Origin of the sequence: Blastococcus sp. TF02-09 (assembly GCF_003319105.1) — a bacterium.
Classification (GTDB): domain Bacteria; phylum Actinomycetota; class Actinomycetes; order Mycobacteriales; family Geodermatophilaceae; genus Blastococcus.
Genome location: NZ_QOHH01000007.1, coordinates 47,994 through 68,060, shown reverse-complemented (window position 1 = coordinate 68,060; position 20,067 = coordinate 47,994). Strand labels below are relative to the sequence as shown.

At 68.7% G+C, this 20,067-nt stretch carries 15 protein-coding genes and 1 pseudogene; 14 read left to right on the top strand and 2 right to left on the bottom strand.

Going from position 1 to position 20,067, the window contains the following annotated elements:
• Positions 1 to 49: 49 nt before the first annotated feature.
• The 3 genes from DQ239_RS12110 to DQ239_RS12100 all read left to right on the top strand — a co-directional run bounded on the left by DQ239_RS12110 (position 50) and on the right by DQ239_RS12100 (position 3,644).
• Positions 50 to 2,668: a bifunctional diguanylate cyclase/phosphodiesterase gene (locus tag DQ239_RS12110; RefSeq protein WP_147252100.1), complete on the top strand. Its 2,619-nt coding sequence runs from the start codon at positions 50 to 52 to the stop codon at positions 2,666 to 2,668.
• A 73-nt stretch (positions 2,669 to 2,741) separates the two neighbouring features.
• Positions 2,742 to 3,161 (top strand): nuclear transport factor 2 family protein, encoded by a 420-nt coding sequence (locus DQ239_RS12105; protein ID WP_113834677.1) that lies wholly within the window; start codon positions 2,742 to 2,744, stop codon positions 3,159 to 3,161.
• Positions 3,162 to 3,179: 18 nt separating this feature from the next.
• Entirely contained in the window at positions 3,180 to 3,644 is a 465-nt protein-coding gene (locus DQ239_RS12100; protein WP_113834676.1) for an SRPBCC family protein, read from the top strand.
• A 91-nt stretch (positions 3,645 to 3,735) separates the two neighbouring features.
• Here DQ239_RS12100 and DQ239_RS20945 read toward each other — a convergent pair.
• A pseudogene (locus DQ239_RS20945) lies at positions 3,736 to 3,863 on the bottom strand (IS481 family transposase); the annotation flags it as partial.
• A gap of 878 nt (positions 3,864 to 4,741) precedes the next feature.
• On the opposite strand from DQ239_RS20945, the gene DQ239_RS12095 reads away from it, so the two are divergent.
• The 11 genes from DQ239_RS12095 to DQ239_RS20630 all read left to right on the top strand — a co-directional run bounded on the left by DQ239_RS12095 (position 4,742) and on the right by DQ239_RS20630 (position 19,287).
• Positions 4,742 to 11,152 (top strand): DNRLRE domain-containing protein, encoded by a 6,411-nt coding sequence (locus DQ239_RS12095; protein ID WP_113834675.1) that lies wholly within the window; start codon positions 4,742 to 4,744, stop codon positions 11,150 to 11,152.
• 951 nt (positions 11,153 to 12,103) lie between these two features.
• The gene (locus DQ239_RS12090) at positions 12,104 to 12,424 is read left to right on the top strand and encodes a hypothetical protein (protein WP_113834674.1); all 321 of its coding nucleotides are present in this window, start codon (positions 12,104 to 12,106) and stop codon (positions 12,422 to 12,424) included.
• Between the two features lie 95 nt (positions 12,425 to 12,519).
• Positions 12,520 to 13,419: an IS5 family transposase gene (locus DQ239_RS12085; RefSeq protein ID WP_199582945.1), complete on the top strand. Its 900-nt coding sequence runs from the start codon at positions 12,520 to 12,522 to the stop codon at positions 13,417 to 13,419.
• Positions 13,420 to 13,449: 30 nt separating this feature from the next.
• Complete coding sequence (locus tag DQ239_RS12080; RefSeq protein ID WP_113834673.1) at positions 13,450 to 13,887, top strand: hypothetical protein; 438 nt, start codon at positions 13,450 to 13,452, stop codon at positions 13,885 to 13,887.
• A gap of 39 nt (positions 13,888 to 13,926) precedes the next feature.
• Complete coding sequence (locus DQ239_RS12075) at positions 13,927 to 15,147, top strand: ATPase, T2SS/T4P/T4SS family (protein ID WP_233489128.1); 1,221 nt, start codon at positions 13,927 to 13,929, stop codon at positions 15,145 to 15,147.
• A gap of 170 nt (positions 15,148 to 15,317) precedes the next feature.
• Entirely contained in the window at positions 15,318 to 16,007 is a 690-nt protein-coding gene (locus DQ239_RS12070) for a type II secretion system F family protein (protein WP_233489126.1), read from the top strand.
• A complete protein-coding gene (locus tag DQ239_RS12065; protein ID WP_199582944.1) occupies positions 16,004 to 16,945 on the top strand; it encodes a type II secretion system F family protein in 942 nt (313 codons plus the stop codon). Before DQ239_RS12070 ends, DQ239_RS12065 begins: the two co-directional genes overlap by 4 nt.
• A gap of 29 nt (positions 16,946 to 16,974) precedes the next feature.
• Positions 16,975 to 17,181, top strand: a complete 207-nt coding sequence (locus DQ239_RS12060; RefSeq protein ID WP_113834672.1) for a hypothetical protein — start codon at positions 16,975 to 16,977, stop codon at positions 17,179 to 17,181.
• Positions 17,171 to 17,584: a TadE/TadG family type IV pilus assembly protein gene (locus tag DQ239_RS12055; protein ID WP_113834671.1), complete on the top strand. Its 414-nt coding sequence runs from the start codon at positions 17,171 to 17,173 to the stop codon at positions 17,582 to 17,584. Before DQ239_RS12060 ends, DQ239_RS12055 begins: the two co-directional genes overlap by 11 nt.
• Entirely contained in the window at positions 17,581 to 18,048 is a 468-nt protein-coding gene (locus DQ239_RS12050) for a hypothetical protein (RefSeq protein ID WP_113834670.1), read from the top strand. Before DQ239_RS12055 ends, DQ239_RS12050 begins: the two co-directional genes overlap by 4 nt.
• A 423-nt stretch (positions 18,049 to 18,471) precedes the next feature.
• Positions 18,472 to 19,287, top strand: a complete 816-nt coding sequence (locus DQ239_RS20630; RefSeq protein WP_199582967.1) for a hypothetical protein — start codon at positions 18,472 to 18,474, stop codon at positions 19,285 to 19,287.
• Between the two features lie 184 nt (positions 19,288 to 19,471).
• Here the strand turns inward: DQ239_RS20630 and DQ239_RS12035 are convergent, their stop codons facing one another.
• Positions 19,472 to 19,699: a hypothetical protein gene (locus DQ239_RS12035; protein ID WP_113834668.1), complete on the bottom strand. Its 228-nt coding sequence runs from the start codon at positions 19,697 to 19,699 to the stop codon at positions 19,472 to 19,474.
• Between the last annotated feature and the right edge of the window lie 368 nt (positions 19,700 to 20,067).

Sequence of the window (20,067 nt, the reverse complement as noted above, 5' to 3'; positions counted from 1 at the left end):
GTCGATTCCTCCCGGGATCGGTTGTGTCCAACGGGAGGTGGGTGGCGGCGTGAGCGCACGCAACATGGTGGTGGCCGTGCTGGTCGCGGCCGTGCTGGCGGTGCGTGCCGCGCTCTTCGGCACCGGCGCGGGCGTCGTCCTGTACTACGCGGTCGGCGTCGCGGCGGTGGCCGTGGCCTGGTGGGGTACCAGCCGGCAGCCGGCGAGCTCCCGCAGGATCGCGTGGCCGGTCGCGCTGGGCGTCACCCTGTCGGTCCTGGGCGACGCCGTGTGGTGGGTGGAGGCCCAGTTCGGGGTGACGAGCGGACTCGCACCGTCCGACGTCGTGAACCTCGCCGGGTACGCCGCGTTCGGCTTCGGGCTGCTGCGGGCGTCGGCACGTCACGGCCGGAGCCGGCAGCAACGGATCGCCGGCTCCATCGACGCCGCCGTCGTGTTCGTCACGGTGGTCGTGGTGCTGTGGCAGTTCGCGATCGCCCACGTCGTCCACGATGCGTCGCTGCCGCTGGGCAGCCGGCTGGTGTGGGCGCTGAACCCCGCCCTCGACGCCGCGATCATCGCCCTCGTCTTCCGCCTGGTGGTCACCGGGGTGCGGCGCCTCGAGGCGTCGGTCACGGTCGCCCTGGGCGCCGGGGCCTGGCTGCTGGCCGACGTCGCCTACCTCGTGGACGGGCAGTTCCGCAGCGGGAGCGCGTGGCTGGCCACCGGCTGGCTGCTGGGCACCCTCCTCATGGCGCTGGCCTGCGGGATGAACCGCGGGACCGGCGAGCCGGAGACGGCCGGCGAGCCGCACGGCGGGATGGGCCGGCTCGCGGTGTGCCTGAGCGCGCTGCTGGTCCCGGCCGTCATGGAGGCCTACGTCGACGCGATCGGCGCGGAGGAGGCCGCCGGCCTGGTGCTGGTCGCCACCGCCGTGCTGACGACGCTGGTCTTCGCGAGGACGGCGCTGCTCGTGGCCGGAGAGGCCCGGGCACGGGCGCGGCTGGTCTCGCAGCAGCGGTACAGCGCGGCGCTCGCGGCGCACAGCTCGGACGCGGTGGTCGTGGTGAGCCGCGACGGGCGTCTGCTCAGCGACCGGGCCACGCTCCCGGACATGGTGCGGGTCGACGGCGACGGCGAGCTGCAGGCCACCGAGCTGGTCCGGTCCTTCGGCGGGGACCCGCGCGAGGTCCAGGTGACCATCGAGCGGGCGATCCGGGCGGCCGGCGAGGTCGTCGACGCCGAGCTGCTGTGCGAGCGCGGCGGGGAGAACGTCTGGATCGGGATCCGGGCGGCCGACCTGACCGACGACCCGGACGTCGGCGGCGTCATCGTGCACCTCACCGACATCAGCGACCGGAAGCGGGCCGAGGAGGCGCTGGCCCACCAGGCCTTCCACGACGCGCTCACCGGCCTGGCCAACCGCGCGCTGTTCGCCGACCGCGTCGAGCAGGCGCTGCGGCGCGCGGTCCGCGGCCCGGGGCAGCCGGCGGTGGTGTTCATCGACCTCGACGGCTTCAAGGGGGTCAACGACACCCTCGGGCACCCGGCCGGCGACGCGCTGCTCCGCGAGGTCGCCCGGCGGCTGCGCTCGGTGGTCCGCATCGACGACACCGTGTCCCGGCTGGGCGGTGACGAGTTCGCCGTCCTGGTGGAGCAGGCCGGATCGGAACCCGAGGAGGCCGTCGCGACGGCGGAGCGGGTGCTCGCCGCCCTGGCCGTCCCGTTCGCTCTGGAGCAGCAGACCGTCACGGTCTCGGGCAGCGTGGGCATCGCCGTGGGGCACGCCGGGGCCACCAGTGACTCGCTGGTCGGTGACGCCGACATCGCGATGTACGCGGCGAAGATGGCCGGCCGTGGCCGGTCGGTGGTCTTCGACGCGGGGATGCGCGCCTCCGCGGTCGCCGCCCGCGAGCTGGAGGAGCAGCTGCGCGGCGCCCTGGGGGAGGGGGAGTTCCGGCTGGTCTACCAGCCGGTGGTCGACCTCGCCGACGGCTCGGTCACCGGGTTCGAGGCGCTGCTGCGGTGGAACTCCGCGGCCCTGGGCCCCGTGCCGCCGGACCGGTTCGTGCCGGTGGCCGAGGCCTCCGGGCTCATCGAGCCGATCGGCGCGTGGGTGCTGCGCGAGGCCTGCGCGACCGCGGCGGGATGGCGCGCCGAGCACGGCCGGGACCTGACGGTGGCGGTGAACGTGTCGGCGGTCCAGCTGACCTCTCCGCACCTGGTCGAGCACATCACCGAGGCCCTGACCGCCAGCGGGCTGCCGCCGTCGGCACTGGTGCTCGAGGTGACCGAGACGGCGCTGGTGGCCGACCCGGAGCGGGCCAGCGAGTGCCTGGCCGCGCTGCGCGCGCTGGGCCTCCGGCTGGCGCTGGACGACTTCGGCACCGGCTACTCGTCGCTGGCGCACCTGCGCCAGTTCACCGTGGACGTGCTGAAGATCGACCGCTCGTTCGTCGGCACGATCGGTGAGGACGGCGTGATGCCGCCGATCGTCCGCGGGATGATCGACCTCGGCCGCACGCTCGGGCTGGAGATCGTCGCGGAGGGCGTGGAGACCGAGGCCCAGCGGCAGCTGCTGGTCGAGGGCCGCTGCGACCTCGCCCAGGGGTACCTGTTCGCCCGGCCGCTGGAGACCGTGGACGCCTCGCTACTGCTCGTCGCGGACTCCGCCCGCGCCGGCGCCTGACACCGGCGCCTGTTCCGCTCCGCGGGGGCGGAGGAGGACGATCGAGGCGATCCGACCGACCCGGGAGGTCGCCGTGACCGGTGCGCAGTCGCAGGACCTGGCGGCGCGCTCGGCGCGCGAGGTGCTGGAGGACCACCTCCGCCTCGCGTCCGTCCCGGACGGGTTCGAGGCCGATCTGGCCCGCAACGTCGCCGAGGACGTCGTCGTGCTCACCGGGCGCGGGGTGTTCCGCGGCATCCCCGGGATCCGCGAGCTCGCCCGCCAGCTGATGGCCGAGATCCCCAGCGGGCGGTGGACCTACGTCAACCGGCTCGTCGAGGGGCGGCTGGCCTTCCTGGAGTGGACCGTCGACGACGGGCCGTTCCGGATCCGCGACGGAGCCGACTCGTACCTGATCGAGGACGGCCGGATCCGGATGCAGACCATCCACTACACGGTGGAGGACCCCGACGGCCGGGTGCTGATCCGCGCGGACGGGACACGGCCTTCCTGACCAGGGCAGACTGCGGCGGTGGAGAACCTCGCGTACTCGTCGTCGGTCGTCGTCCGTGCCACGCCGGAGGCGGTGTACGACCTGGTGTCCGACGTGACCCGTACCGGGGAGTGGAGCCCGCAGTGCCGCGCCTGCTGGTGGGACGAGGGCGACGGCGCCCGGGTGGGTGCCTGGTTCACGGGCCGGAACGAGACGCCCGCGCGGACCTGGGAGACCCGCAGCCAGGTGGTGGCGGCCGACCGGGGCCGCGAGTTCGCCTGGCTGGTCGGCGGCCGGCTCGTGCGGTGGAGCTTCGCCATGGAGCCGGTGGACGAGGGCACGCGGCTGACCGAGTCGTGGGAGTTCCTCCCGGACGGGATCGCGTTCTTCCACGAGCGCTACGGCGACGCCGCGGAGGAGCAGATCGCCGACCGCACCCGGGCGGCGCACGCGGGCATCCCGCAGACGCTCGATGCGATCCGGCGGATCGCCGAGGCCGGCTGACGGCGGGCGCCCTCCGTCGCCGTAGAGGCCGAGGGTCGTGCATCGCGCGAGTCCTCGGCCGGAGGCGGCGGTCGAGTCGTCGATGCTTACATCGCCAGGCGTGGCCGCGGTAGGCGCTGCCGTTGTCGGTCAGCGCGCGCTCGACGGTGATGCCGTGGCTCGCGAAAGAGTCTCGTGCTTGGCTCAGAGCGCGTGGGCGGTGGCGGCGGTCTCGCCGTCGAGACGGCGGTCGCCACCGGACCCAGCCGCTGCTTCTACCGCAGATGCACCACCTTGCAAACCACCGGCTGCGGTATGCGCTGCGGCGAGCTGACCGTCGGGGAGGAGGGGTCGAGCGTCCCGGCCGGACCCTCCCCTGGGTAGCGCCAAGCCACTTCACGTCGGTGACCGCCACGGCCATCAAGACTGGGGACCCGATCTACACCACTTCAGGCGACCCTCCCCCGATGCAATTCCCTTGACGTATGTGCCTGGGTGACTGCGTCACCAGAGGCACAGTCAACTTTCTCGAGCCAGCGGGACTCTTTTCTGCGAAGGGTTCAGCGCCCCCGGTCTGCAGCATCCGAGGCTGCACAAGGGGCCTGTGTGCCGCCTGGGGCGCAAGTTGCTCATGGGAGTGCAGCCCTTTTTTTCAGTGTGAATCGGGCTACTGCCGCGAGCCTGCGACCCCTACATTCCGCTTTGTCCTCGTGGCTGTCGGAGCGGCGCGGACGTGACGCTTCTGGCGAACGGTGGTTTCGGTGTCTCCTCGGTGGTCCTCAGTGGTGCCCGGTGTAGCTGTACCGCCGCGTGATCGGCGGCGGCGAGGTATCTCGCACCTCGTTCCCACCAAGGTGGAGGGAGGGCTGGTGCTGCGACGGGTGCGCAACCTCGCAGTGCTCACCTCATGTGCAGTAGTGGCGGTCGGCCTGCAAGTGCCGTCGGCTTCTGCGGCACCTGACACGCCGGCGGTCGAGGGGGCCGACCCAAACATCACCGAGCGACCGGATTCGGTCTCGGCGGCGTTGACGGCGAGGGTGCAGGGACATCCGGTGGAGGACCTGTCCCAGCGGACAGCTTCCACGAAAGTCTGGGCCAACGCGGATGGCACCTAGACGATGGACTCCTATTCGGCGCCCGTCTTTGCGCGGGACGAGCAGTCCGGGAAGTGGGAGAACGCAGATCTGTCCCTTACGAAGACCGAGGAGGGCATCGAGCCAGCAGCTGGCCCGGCCGAAGTGGTCTTCTCCAACGGTGCTGACAGTGGTGATGCTGGCGGAGCTCCGCTGGCGGAGCTGACGTCAGTGAACTCCGCCGGCGAGCCCGCCTCGCTGGAACTGGGCTGGGAGGGAGATCTCCCGGCGCCGGTGCTGGAGGATGAGGTGGCGACTTACCCCGGCGCTGCTGAGGACGTCACTGGCGTGACAGAGGCAGCCGAATCGCCGGAGGGCGAGGAGCCATCGGCCTCGACGGGCGCGGATGTCCAGGTCGCGGCATCGAGTGACGGATTCACGCACTCAGTGGTCCTCAACGGGCCACCGGACGGTGACGTGACACTGAGTTTCCCGTTAACTCTGTCCGAAGGGCTGGCGGCCACCGTGGACGCGGAGTCCGGCGGCATTTTTGTCCGCGACGAGGCGGGGAAGGTCGTCTTCTACGCGCCGCGTCCGATGATGTGGGACACGCAGGTCGATCAAGCATCGGGTGACCCGGCCCGAATTGTGCCGCTCGAGACATCGCTGGAGGGGCCAGCGACCAGTCCGGTCTTGGTGCTGACTGCCGATGCTGGCTTTCTGGCCGATCCTGACACCCAGTACCCCGTGACGATTGACCCGGCCTGGTCAAAATTGATCAGCTCCGACACCTGGACCCAGACCGGCTACACAAGTTCTCAGGCGGGTTCCCTGGAGCTGAGGGCCGGCACCTACGACGGCGGGGCCAATCGGGCGCGTTCGTTCTTGAAGGTGCCGACTGATGCGCTGAATGGCAAGAAGATCCTCAGCGCGGGATTGCAGTTGAGGAACTTCTACTCAGGACTCGGCTGCACCCCCGCCAGTGTGCTGGCCCAACGGGTGACGCAAGCCTGGGAGGCTACCGCGGTTACCTGGGCGGCCCAGCCGTCGGCGACTACATCCGGTCAGGGCGCCTACTCCCCGGCGTACAGCGCGCAGCCCCGGTGTATGGTCGGCGAGAGAGACGCCCTTTTCCCGGTGACGCCAATCGTGCAGCACTGGGCGGACAACCCGTCGGCAAATTTTGGGTTTCGCATCATCGCCGCTGACGAGACGGACGGCAACTCGTGGCGTAGGTATCGCTCGGCCAACTACGCACCTGGCGCCGATGACCCGGCGGAGCCACACCTGCGGGTGACCTACAACTCGTACCCGAACACCCCGGCCAGCCCCTCGATGACGCCCGGGCAGTACGCCTGGTATCCCAGCAGCAGCGACCCGAACCGAGTGCTGTACGCGACGACGACAAAGCCGACGCTGTCAGCGGTGGTCACCGATGCTGACGGGGGCAGCGTCCGCGGACTGTTTTCCTTACTCGACGGCACCACTGCCACCTGGAATCAGCTCGCCGGTTCCACCGTCGCATCAGGAGGACGCTCTACTTTCACGCCAGGCAGTTCTACGCCGGCGCTGGTAAACGGTCGCAGCTATGCCGTGCGGGCCTGGAGCAACGACGGGTCGTTGACCTCAAAATCGTTTGTGGCACCGTGGACCTTCATCGTCGATACCAGCGCACCGGCTACACCAACGATCGTGTCCACCGGCTATACCAGTGGCGGTTGGAAGGATCCAGCGCCAGCGTCGAACACCTTCACCTTCAAGAGCACCTCCACCGACGTCGTGAACTTTCAGTACTCCAAGGACCGTGGCTCGTGGGTAACGGTCGCCGCGGCCGGCTCACCGCCGACGGCCACACTGTCGTGGGCAGCCACTGGCTCGCACTCCCTGGACGTGCGGGCGATCGACAAAGCCGGCAACATCTCTGGAGCCACGACCTTCAACTTCGGCGCCGGTGGCGCTAGCCTCACTAGCCCGACATCGTCAGCGAAGTCCACCGACACGGTCACGATCAGGGCTTCTGCGCCACCCGCCGGCACCGGAACGGTGACCCCGTCGATCTATTGGCGGGCCGCCGGGACCTCGGAGCCGGCCAATTTCAGCACGACCCTTGGGTCCACCACGGGGTGGACGCGGGCCGACGTCCTACCTGCCGTGGCCGCTGGAAACACGGTATCGGTGTCGCAGGCGTGGTCGGCGGCCGCGGCCGCGGCTGACCTCGGCAAGGAGCGTGTTCCGGTGCTCCTGGACGTGCAAGTGTGTTTCGCGTACTCCGATTCAGGCATCACGCGCTGCACTCGGACCGGCGATACGGCAACGCGCACCTCTGTGCTGCGCGTGCCACACGCATTCGGCGACGGGTTCCCGACCGCCGACGCAGGACCCGGTGAGGTGTCGCTGTGGACGGGCGAACTGGCAATCGACGCCACTGACGTGGTGGTGCCGGGCTACACCGGCGACCTGTCGATCTCCCGGTCCTATGCCTCGTTCGCGGGCGAAGCCGACGCCACCAACGCTGTCTTCGGCCCCGGCTGGACCGCCAACCTGGACGGGCCCGACGTCGGCCTGGCTGGTCTGATGGTGGTGGACAACACCATCCTCGACGGAACCATCGCTCTGGTCGACGGTAACGGCACCACCCTGGTGTACCGGCAGCCGGGCGAAGGCAAGGTGCAAGACGCAACCGGCACTTACGCCCCCGTCGATGAAGACACCCGCACTTATGGCGGCACTCTTACCCTCACCGGCGATACTTCGTCCGCGACCATCACCCTGACCCAGGACGACGGCACAGTGACCACGTGGTCCCGCTTGTCCTACTCCGCGGGCAAGCCCAGCGGGTGGGCACCGGCGGCGGTCACTGAACCGGGCGGGGCAGGTACCACCAGTTTCAGCCACGACTCCGCCGGGCGGGTCACTCGCATCCTCGGGGCTGTCCAACCAGGGGTGACCTGCCCGGCCACCGGCGCCTTGAACCCCGGTTGCCGCGCCCTGCGCATCTCCTACGCCACGGCCACGACGGCAACCGATAGCACCGCCGGCAACTACATCGGTCAGGTGCAGGGAATCTGGTACGAGGCCTACAACCCGGACAAGGCCGGCGGTGCCGGCATGGACTCGGTCCAGGTGGCCTCCTACGCCTACAACTCCGCCGGGCAGCTCACCGCGGTCACCGACCCTCGATCCGACCTGACCACCCGCTATGGCTACAGCGACGCCCCGGCAGGGTCGACGACACCGCTGTTGGCCAGCCTCACCCCATCAGGGCAGGCCAAGTGGACCTTCGGCTACGGCGCCACTTCCCAGGGCAGCCACGGGCTGCTCACTGTGTCCCGCGATCCCGCCTTGGGCAGTGGACCGGCTACCGTGCAGTCCCGTTGCGTCTACGGAATCAATGGCACGATGTCATCATCTGGCCTGCCCGACATGCGGGCATCTGCCGTGGCCATGTGGGGGCAAACCGAGGCACCAACCTATGGGGCGGCAGTGTTCGACGCCGGGCATCCGGTCAATACGTCGACAGCAACGTCGGTTGCTGCAGCAGACTGGCCCTACGCCGATTTGTACTACACCGACGCTCTCGGCTACACGGTCAACACCGCAAGCTACGGCGCTGGAGACTGGCAGCTCACCGCCACCGAGTACGACGGCGGCGGCCGTGTTGTTCGCGAACTTGCACCCGGTGCGATTGCGCTCATCCGGCAAGCGGCCGACGAGAGCAATCTGCCCGCGGGCACCCCTCTTGCCGACGCTGATTCCTATGCCACCATTACCCGCTACAACCCCGACATTGCGACAACCAGCGCTGCTTCCGGCCCAGGCGGCGGTGCTATTGCTGCGGGCACGGTGATTATCCCGGCAGGTACCCTCATCACCGATACGTGGGAACCGGCCCGCCAGGTCGGCGTAAACGGTGACCGCGTCCGCCCTCACACCCACGTGGACTACGACCAGGGGGCGCCAAACGCTGGGGTCAACCCGGCGACTGGCTTGGGCTGGCGGCTTCCCACAACCGTAACCCTGACCCAGGCTGCTTCTGACACCGGCACCTCAGACCCGAGCGTTCCTTCCTCGTCTGGGGAGCCTGTTGTGCGCCAAACCCTTACCGGCTATGCCCCTATCGACGGCGCTTCGGTCACCGGCGTCACCTCCGGCTGGGTGCTCGGCGCATCGACCACCAGCACCACGGTTATGGACAGCGCCGCCAACAACATCACAAGCAAGACTCGCTACGACGACAGCGGCCGAGTGATCGAAACCCGCCAACCTAAGTCGTCCGGAACCGACGCAGGCACGACCATCACTACCTATTACACCGCGGCCGCAAACAGTCTGAACAGTGCCTGCGGGCTGGCGCCGCAGTGGGCCGGACTTCCCTGCCGCACCGGATCAGCGGAAAGCTCCCCCACCGTTTCGGGTCTTCACACAACCGGCTACACCATGCTTCTGGCTCCCTCGGAGGTCGTAGAGGTTTCTGGTGGCGTTACGCGTACGAACAGTACGGCCTATCTGGACGACGGTCGAAAAGATGTCAGCACAACTACCGTGACTGGACTGGGCGTTTCTAAGCCGGTCCCAGCCACCCGTGTGCTTTATGACGAGGCGACAGGATTGGCCACAGGCATTACCTCAATGGATGGCGCAGATAACGAGATCGACCGCATTGAAAGCGAGTACGACGCTTGGGGCCGCACGATCCGCTACGCGGATAGGGGTGGCGAAGTGACTCGCACAATTTATGCTAGCTCAGGTCATGTCGCCGAGGTAGTTGATCCCACCGGCACTACCACCTATACCTACGATAGCGACTCCGAGCGCCGCGGCCTACCCACGAAGATTGAGGTCACCGGTGGCGGCGTGATCACCGGGGAGTACGACGCAGCGGGTCGGCTGGTTCAACAAGACTTGCCAGGCGGAATTGTTCAGGAGACGGCCTACGACGAGGTCGGCAACGCGATTGGTCTAAGTTATGCCGGGCCGGCCGATGACGGACATGAAACGTGGCTGGCTTGGAGCCAAGCTGTCGACGTGGCTAGTAGGGTTGTTGCAGAAAGCACTCCCAGAGGCACCGTTTTCAACACTGCGACTGACCCTGCCGCAGGCACAGTGGGTGCGAATGCTTACGCCCGCACGTACACCTATGACCGAGCCAGCCGCTTGATCACCGTCACCGACCGAACTGCAGCTGCTGCTGGAGATCCGGTGTCTGACGATATCTCGATCGGCTCTGCTACTCCGTGCGTGGTCCGCAGCTATGACCTTGACGGCAATAGCAATCGCACCGCCCTGGCAACGACGATTTCCGGGACTGACGGGGAATGCACGACCGACTCGCCGACGACTCGCAGCTGGACCTATGACTCCGCTGACCGCGTCGAGTCTGGCTCTAGTGGGGCTGGAGGCCACGTCTATGACGAGCTCGGACGCCAAATTGTTGTGCCTGGCACAGATGCTCCCAGTCGGGAGGCTGGGGCGCTAACCGTAGGTTATGACGATTCGGATGCTGCCCGCTCGGTCAGTCAGAACGGCGCCACAACCGAGTACACCTATGACCCAGCTGGTCGTCGCGCCACGGCCACCAAGACCGACAGCGCGGGCATCGTCACGGAAAACCTCGTCCGTCATTACACGAATCAGTCGGACAACCCCGGTTGGGCTACGACGAATGTTGACGGTGCTACCACGACCATCCGATACGGATCCTCAATCAATCAAGAATTGGCTGTAGAAGTCTCTGGCAGTGTGGTAAGTGTCCACCTCCATAATCTTCATGGAGACACAAGTGCTAAAGTCTCGCTGCAGACCGTTGGCGCGGTGGCGGTAGGAATTGACGCCTGGCACGATTATGACGAGTTCGGGAACCAAGTCGCTCCGCCCCCAGATACGGCCGGCATAAAGCATGGCTGGCTCGGCGGAGCTCAGCGAGCCCGTGATGACTCCGGGCTGTTGCTCATGGGGGCGCGGCTCTATGCGCCCAATCTCGGTCGCTTCTTGACAAGAGACAGCCTTCCAGGAGGTTGTGCAAATAGCTACGTCTATACATATGGTGATCCGATCAACACGGAGGACCTCGACGGACGAGCTTCTAAGTGTCGCTCATTCACCAAGACGTCGTCGAGTGGTTTGGGCGCTTTCACCTTGTACAGGGATAACGGCAATTGGGCCTTTCGTGCATCACTAACGAAGGCGGCTCTTGCTTTGCCCGGTCTACAGCTAGACAGGACCGTCATCAGAGGGAGTATCTCGTTCGGCGTCGGACGAGACCGAAGGGATGGCGGATTGAGAAACCGGTATCCCAATTACCATACGGCACACGGGCGTCTGCCTTGGAATCCCGATGAGGGAACGCTGATTTACATGCATGCAACAATCACAATCCTTCAAATCTTTAGGGCGGGCAACTATGAGACGCACACTCGAACGACCATCAGGGCCGAATTGTGGGGATGTCGTATGTGACGGACAGGCCGTCACAGCGATAAGCCATCTCATTATCCAGAACCAGCCGTCTTGACGTCGCGCGGCGCCGGGGCGAATGGCCAGTCGGGCTCGGACCTGGCAGGCAGCTCCTTGCTATTCCGTTGCATCGCCGACTTGACAATCAACGGTGCTCTGGGTCGCCTCTACTCAAGCATTCGAGTGTCGAATAGCAATCAGTTCGAGATAGGTCAAAGTAGCCCGCGCATCGGAACATCTATTTTTACGGGCCTTGCTGATGGGAGCGGCGGTGGCGCTTCTGCGTTTGTGGCGGCGCAGCGAGTAGATGGCAGCTTGGTGGTGTGGACGGTCGAGGTTTGGATAGACGCGTGGAACGGCGGAAGTGACTCATGGGCGATTGTAAAGGGGGATGTAGAGGTGAATGATCAACGAGGGGAATTCACCGCGTACTCGGTGACCCGTAGTGCCTATGACGTATCCGAGACAATTGCAGCACTTCGCGAAGTAGCGGGTCTGGTTGCGTCGCACCCGATGGGTCTTTGATAATGCAGTGCGGGTTTCCAGGTGTCTCTATGTTGGCGTGCTGGCGCTGCGGAGGTGGCAGGATGTCCCGAGTGGCCCTCTCTGACATGTCGTCATGTGCCGAATCTTGTTACGCCCACGGAGGGTTGCCGGCTGCTACCGCCGGCCGCGGAGAGCGGGTCCTGGCTACCCAGCCACTGTCGTAGGGCCGGAGAGTACGAGTAATACCGGTGCCGCCACCCTTATGCGGAGCCCGAGTTTTGCGCACAGAGGTGGAGGGAGTCTCGCTGCACGATCTTCTCCAGCAGTACGTCGGGCGCTGACACCACACGCCGCCCTCCAAGGGGCCGCAGAGTGTCCCGTTAGGGCCGGCGTCACTAACCGCGACCGTCGGTGCTTTGTCGGGCGGGGCAACTCGGTCCGTCGGTGCCGTCGGGCAGGATGCGAAGCGTGACTGAGACCATCCAAGCTGTCTTGGACGAGCTGCGGGCCACGGCCCTGGACGAGCGGGACAAGGGCGATCGGTTCGAGCGGCTGATCCACGCTTACCTCACCAACGACCCGGAGTGGACTGCTCGGTTCACCGACGTCTGGCTCTGGTCGGACTGGCCAGGGCGGGACGGCCGCCCGAACACCGGAATCGATCTGGTGGCCGCCAACCGGGACGGCGATGGCCTGACAGCCATCCAGTGCAAGTTCTACGGTCCCGGCCATAAGGTCGCGAAGGCCGACATTGACTCAATCGTCAGCGCCTCAGAGGGTGTTGGGTAACCGGTCCGGGTCAGATCGTGACGACCTGAGTCGATGTGCTCGGTGACCGGCGTTGCGGCTGGTCTGCCGCGGTGCCGCGGTGATGGTCCGGGCGGATGTGTGTCTGTACATGTCCGCCGGGCCCGGCGGTCTCTTCCCGATATGACACGTCGCTGACCGATGCGCAGTGGGCGCAGATCGAGCCGCTGTTGCCGGTGGTCAACCCGCGGCACGGTGGGCGGCGGTTGAAGTACGACCGGCGGCTGGTCCTGGACACGATCCTGTACGTGCTGCGCACCGGCTGCGCCTCGCGGCTGGTGCCGCACGATCTGGCACCCTGGGACGCGGCCTACCGCTGGTTTCGCGCCTGGGCCGCCGATGGCACCTGGCGGCAGGTGCACGCGGCGCTGCGCGACCGGGTCCGGCAACGCGACGGCCGCGACGCCCAGCCCACCGCGGCGGTGCTGGACTCCCAGTCGGCCAAGAGCGCCGAGGGCGGCGAGGCGAACGGCTACGACGCCGGCAAGCGGGTCCGCGGCCGCAAGCGCCACCTGCTGGTCGACACCAACGGGCTGCTGCTGCACCGGGTGGTGCACGCCGCCGGCGTGCAGGACCGGGCCGGCGCCAAACTCTTGCTCACCGGCGTGCACGCCGAGCATCCGCAGCTGGGCCTGGTCTGGGTCGACGGCGGCTACGTCAACACCGTCGATCGAGGCCTCATCGGCTGGGCCGAGCACCACGAAGGGATCGAGCTGGTGGTCGTGCCGCGCAACGCCGACGTGAAAGGCTTCCAGGTGCTGCCCCGCCGCTGGGTGGTGGAACGAACCTTCGGCTGGTTGACGAGGTGCAGACGGTTGGCGCGCGACTGTGAACGCAAGACCGCCCACGCCGAGGCGATGATCGACGTGGCCATGATCCGGCTGATGGCCGCCCGTCTGGCCGGCGAGGACATCGAGCCCGAGGGTCCGATCGAGACCGAGGCCGCCCGGCGGCTCGCCGAAGACCTCAACGAGTAGTCACCGGGTTACCCAACGCCCGCTGAGGCGATGACAGTGGTCGCGTTGCCCGTGCACGGGCACTGGGCAGCGGACGCCCGCGGTGAAGGCCGGTCGATCCGGGTCTCGACGCACGTCGAGGAGGGGGTGGCCGTCCTCAGTCTGTGGCGCGGCGGAACGTGCGTCGGCACGGCGCGGCTGTCCGCCGAGGATGCGGCCGGCGTGGTCGCCGGACTGACCGATGGCCTGGCCGCGATGGCTGCCCGTCCGCACGTCGAGAGCTCGGATGCGGGGCGGGTCGCAGACCTCGAGGCCCGGCTGGCGCGGCTGGAGCGCCACGGGCGGCCGCTGTGGCGCCGGGCAGCCGACACCGTCACCGGCTGGGGCGTGCGCGCGGCGGTCCGTTCGGGGGGGCTGACCCAGCATCGGGTCGGACGTTCACCCGCGTGGGTGGACCTGGCCCCCCGTCGTCCACAGGAAGGCTGCTGAGCCCCGCCTCGGGCCGATCCGTTCTCTTACAGTCCCGCCGTGGCGAGCGCTCTGGACGTGGTGGACGGCGAGGTCCGCGAGCTCATCCGTCGCCGTGGCCTGGACCCGTTCACCGACCCGGGCCCGGTGCGGCTGCTGGTCCGTGACGTCGTCGCCGACTACTCCGAGCGGTCGCTGACCTCGGCGCTGCCGCCGATCGACGACGCCGAGTCCGTCGTCCGCGACGTGCTGGACCGGGTGGCCGGCTTCGGTCCGCTGCAGCGCTACCTCGACGACCCCGAGGTCGAGGAGATCTGGGTCAACGAGCCGGGGCGGGTGTTCATCGCCCGGCGCGGCCGGTCGGAGCTGACCACGACGATTCTCGCGCCCGGTGAGCTGGCCGACCTGGTCGAGCGGATGCTGCGCACGTCGGGACGGCGGATCGACATGTCGACGCCGTTCGTCGACGCGATGATGCCCGACGGGTCGCGGCTGCACGTGGTCATCCCGGACATCACCCGCCGGCACATGGCGGTCAACATCCGGAAGTTCGTGCTGCAGGCGCACTCGCTGGACGAGCTGATCGCGCTGGGCACCATCACGGTGCAGGCGGCGCGGTTCCTGGAGGCCGCCGTCGCGGCGGGGCTCAACGTGCTGGTGTCCGGCGGTACGCAGGCCGGCAAGACCACGTTGCTCAACTGCCTGTGCGCGGCGATCCCGGCGCAGGAGCGGGTGATCACCTGCGAGGAGGTCTTCGAGCTGCGGGTGCCGCTGCCCGACGTCGTGGCGATGCAGACCCGCCAGCCGAACCTCGAGGGCGCCGGGGAGATCCCGCTGCGCCGGCTGGTCAAGGAGGCGCTGCGGATGCGGCCCTCGCGGATCGTCGTCGGCGAGGTGCGGCAGGAGGAGTGCCTGGACCTGCTGATCGCGCTGAACTCCGGTCTGCCCGGCATGTGCACGCTGCACGCCAACAGCGCCCGCGAGGCCGTGGTGAAGATGTGCACGCTGCCGCTGCTGGCGGGGGAGAACATCGGCACGGCGTTCGTCGTCCCCACCGTGGCGTCCAGCGTCGACCTGGTGGTGCACGTCGGCACCGATCCCTCCGGGCAGCGGCGGGTGCGCGAGATCTTGGCGCTGCCCGGCCGTGCCGAGGGCGGCGTCATCGAGACCGCCGACATCTTCACCAGCCGGGACGGGCGGCTGGTGCGGGCCGACGGCTATCCGCCGCACCCCGACCGGTTCACCGCCCGCGGGTTCGACCTGGCCGGGCTGCTGGCATGACGGAGTCCGGCGCGCTGCTCGGGTTCCTGTTCGGGCTGGGGCTGCTGCTTATCTGGCGCAGCGGTCCGCGGGCACCCCAGCGGTCGACGGCGGCGAAGTGACCGGGCCGGACGCAGCAGCTGCTCGGCGCGGCGGGGCTGACCGGCATCAACGCCGCGCAGCTCATCGCGTTGCAGGTCGGGCTGGGGCTGCTCGTGCTGGTCGTCGTCCTGCTGACCACCGGCACGGTGACGGTGAGCCTCGCCTTCGCGCTGTTCGGGTTCGCGCTGCCGTACGCGCAGGTGCGCCGGCTGGCCGCGAAGCGGCAGGCCGACCTCCGCGAGGTGTGGCCGGAGGTGGTGGACAACCTCTCCTCGGCCGTTCGGGCCGGGATGTCGCTGCCGGAGGCGCTGGCGGCGCTCGGCACCCGCGGCCCGGAGGTGCTGCGCCCGCCGTTCACCCGGTTCGCCGCCGACTACCGCTCCAGCGGCCGGTTCAGCGAAGGGCTCGACCGGCTCAAGGACGACCTCGCCGACCCGGTGGGCGACCGGATCGTGGAGACGCTCCGGGTGGCGCGCGAGGTGGGTGGCACGGACCTCGGCCGGGTGCTGCGCACCCTGGCCACGTTCCTGCGCGAGGACGCCCGGGCCCGCGCCGAGCTGGAGACCCGACAGGGCTGGGTCGTCTCGGCCGCGCGGTTGGCGGTCGCCGCGCCGTGGGTGGTGCTCCTGCTGCTGGCCACCCAGTCGACGACGCTGTCGGCCTACGACACCCCGCTGGGCACGGTGATCCTGCTCGGCGGCGGCGCCGTCTGCCTGGTGGCCTACCGGCTCATGCTGCGGATCGGGCGGCTGCCCCAGGACGTGCGGGTGCTGCAGTGAGCCCCGGACTGCTCGGCATGCTGCTGGGCCTCGCCGCGGCGTCCGGGCTGATCCTCGCGGTCCGGTACGCGCCGCCGTTCCGCGCCGTGCGGCTGGTCGACCGGCTCGCGCCCTACGTGCACGACACCCCTCCGCCGTCCCGGCTGCTGGGCACCGTCACCGAGCCCGGACTGCTGGTCGCCGTCCGGCGGGTGTTCGGCCCGGCCATCGGCGACGGCGCCCGGCTGGTCGACCGCTTCCTCGGCGGACGGGCCGCGGTGCGCCGCCGGCTGGACGCGCTGGGCGGCGAGATGACCGTCGAGGACTTCCGCGTCGAGCAGGTGGTGTGGGGCGGGCTCGGCCTGCTCGGCGGCGTGCTGGTGGCCGGTGTCGGCTCCGCGGCGGCCGGCAGCCTGAACGTGCTGAGCGCACTCCTGCTCTGCGTGGCCGGGCTGGTCGGCGGCGTGCTGGGCCGCGACTGGTGGCTGACCCAGCAGGTGAACCGCCGCGAGGAACTGCTGCTGGCCGAGTTCCCGGTGGTCGCCGAGCTGCTGGCGCTCGCGGTGACGGCGGGGGAGAGCCCGACGGCGGCCATCGCGCGGGTCACCCGGCTCTCCGGTGGCGAGCTCGCCCGAGAGCTCGGCAACGCGCTGGGCCGGGCGCGAGCGGGTGTGCCGCTGACCGAGGCGCTGCAGCAGGTGGCCGACCGGACCTCGGTGGACGCGCTGGCCCGCTTCATCGACGGGTTGCTCGTGGCCATCGAGCGGGGCACCCCGCTGGCCGAGGTGCTGCGCGCCCAGGCCGCCGACGTCCGGGAGGCCGGCAAGCGCCGCCTGCTCGAGGCCGGTGGCCGCAAGGAGATCGCCATGATGGTCCCGGTCGTGTTCCTGGTGCTGCCGGTCACCGTTCTCTTCGCCCTGTTCCCGGGGTTGATCAGTATCGTCTCGCTGGCGCAGTGATGCCGGTGGACACGGAGAAAGGACGCACCATGCGCCCGTTCGCGTACCTGATCGCGGCCCTGGCGGCTCTGACCGCGCGGCTGGAGGCCGACGATCCGGAGCGGGGCGACGTCCCGGGCTGGGTCATGATCACGGTGATGACGGCGGCACTGGTGCTGGCCATCCTCATCCCCTTCCGGACGGCGATCGTCGACGCGGTGAGCAACGCGCTCACCTCCGTCACGAGTGCCGGTTAGCCGGTCCCGCCCGGACGACGACGGTGAGCGGGGGAGTGCCGTCGTCGACTTCGTGCTGGTCTCGCTGCTGATCGTCGCGCTGCTGCTGGCCGTGCTGCAGGTGGCGGTCTACGCGCACGTCCGCAACGTGGTGACGGCGAGCGCGCAGGAAGGCGCCCGGTTCGCGGCCAACGCCGACGTCGACTCGTCGCTGGGTGCCGCGCGGACGGTGGAGGTCGTCGCGCGGGCGACCACCGAGCGGACCGCCGAGGGGTTGGCGTGCACGTCGGCGGAGGAGACCGACCCGAGCGGGCTGACCCTGGTGGTCGTCCGCTGCTCGGGGTCGGTGCCCTCGCTGATCTCGGCGCTGGGCAACCTGCTGCCGCTGGAGGTCACCGGTCGTGCGGTGAAGGAGGGCGCGTGAGGTGGCTGCGCGCCCGGCTCGGGCAGGTCGACGGCGAGCGCGGGTCGGCGCTGGTGGAGTTCGTGTTCATCGCGCTGGTGGTGTTCGTGCCGCTGGTCTACATCGTGGCCGGGTTCTCGGCGGTGCAGCGCGGGGTGTTCGCGGCGACGGCGGCCGCGCGCGAGGCGGGCCGGGCGATGGGCACCGCGTCCGACCCGGTGACCGGGCAGGAGCAGGCGCTGCGGGCCGCGCAGCTGGCGGTGGAGGACCAGTCGGTCGAGGCGACCGACGTGCGGGTGGAGTACGCGCCGGAAGGCTCGGACTGCGACGCGGCCGGCTCGTACTCACCGACCTTGACGCCGGGGGAGGAGTTCTCCGTCTGCGTCACGGTGACGGTGCGGATCCCGCTGCTGCCGGAGTTCATCGACGCCAACACCGCGACCGGCCAGTTCGTCGTCGAACGCGACCGCTACGTCGACAGCTGACCTCGGCGCTGTCGCCGATCGGCGCCGCCGCGTCGATCGTCCGCGACGTGCTGGACCGGGTGGCCGGCTTCGGTCCGCTGCAGGGCTATCTCGACGACCCCGAGGTCGAGGAGATCTGGGTGAACGAGCCGGGGCGGGTGTTCATCGCCCCGCGCGGTCGGTCGTAGCTGACCACGCCGATTCTCGCGTCCGGCGGTCAGCCTCGGCCTGACCCGAGACATCGCCCGCACGGCCGGCGCCGCGTTCTTCGGCAACCTCCTCCTCGCACCGGCTCCGAAGGGCCTCGGGTCGCTGGCCGTCAACGCCACCGTTGAGGACATGCATGGCGTCTCCGCTTAGACCGCCGACTCGCTGGACCCGTTTGCCGAGAGGGCAACGGGTAGTCGGCTAGCCGAGTTGCGCTTGCTGCGGTAGACAGCATTGGTGCCTGCAATGGACTCCGGCCGAGCCCTCGCTACAGGGGAACAGGCGTTGCGCCAGCTCATGTCAGCGGCCTTCCCCCGCGCTCTGGGCGCGGGCTGGCTAGAGAGCATCAGCAAAAAAGAGCAACGAGAGAAGTGGCTATCGCGGCGATCTGATGAGGAAGCGAAGCGTGGCAAGAAGGGTGTCGCTGCGGTGCCGCAGGACTTGCTCGCCTATGCAGAGTTCTACGAACTGGTTGAAATAGCGGAGAAGCATTGGACCCATCTTTCCGGCGCTTTGGGCAAGAAGGCGGACACTGGCGCTCTCTTGCGTCGCATGGAGAACCTGCGCAACACGGTAGGGCATAGCAGAGAGTTGCTTCCATTCGAAGCAGACCTACTCTCCGGAATAGCTGGCGAGCTTCGTAATCGAGTGGCGGTATACATGAGTAGCGAAGACCCGAGCGGTGACTTTTACCCCCGCATCGAGTCGATCACCGACCAGTTCGGCAAGACGACCACCGGTTCGACTGCTCTAGACGGTGGTACCTGTCATACGGGCATGTCTCTGCCCTTTGGAACTTCGGTCGCGTATCAATGCAGGGCCACTGATCCCAAAGGGCGCCCCCTTCAATGGGAGTTGGTTGTCGGGCTGAGAACCCGTCAAAGCGTCATCGGGAGTGATGTCGAACTGACGTGGTCGTGTGACGACCCAGGAGACGTTGGGGATCATGTGCGTGTGGAGTTCTGGCTCACATCTGACGGCAAATATCACCGCCACCGCACGTACGACGACTCTGCCGTGTTCATATATCGAATCACTCCGCCGACTGGGTAGGGCCGGAGCAAATCGCTCGGTGTGCGTGACGGTGACGGTGCGGATTCCGCTGCTGCCGGAGTTCATCGACGCGAACACCGCGACCGGTCAGTTCGTCGTCGAGCGCGACCGCTACGTCGACAGCTGACGCCGGAGGGCTAGGGCTCCGCGCCATGATCGCTGCCCCGCCTCGCGCCCTCGGTAGTCAGTCGCCCCAGGGCACGTAGTCCGTCCCCCCGCCGAGCGCGGTGAGGAGGATCTTCGCGGTGAAGGCGAGCAGGACGCAGGCCGCCACGACGGCCAGCAGCAGCACCATGTGGTCCTCGATGCCGAGCTTCTCGGCGGTGGTCTTCCGGTCCGGAGGGTCCGGGTGCTCGGCGACGGGACGGTTCTGCTCGTCCGCGGCGGGCGGCCGATCGACGGGAACGGTCATGACGACTCCCGAGGGAGGCCGGCCACGGAGACCGGCGTCCGGACGACGGCGACCCGGCGCCCGAGGACGACGGTAGTGCTGTCGCGGTCCGGCGGGAGGGGCAGAGGTCCCGGGTGCCGAGCCCGCCCCCGGCCGATGGTCACCGTGCGACGAGGACGAGCACGCCTCGGGCCGGACGTTCCCGCGGGAACGCCCGGTCGGGACGTTCCCGCGGGAACGTGGGCGGGTGACGACGCGTCGCCGGCCGGTACCGCATCCACGGGGCTGCCCGCACCGGGACGCGTCGCTGACGTCCCAGCGGGGACGCCGCCCCACGCGACGGAGAGCGCCGCTACCGACGAGGCGGGCCGAAATTGCATTCGCGATGA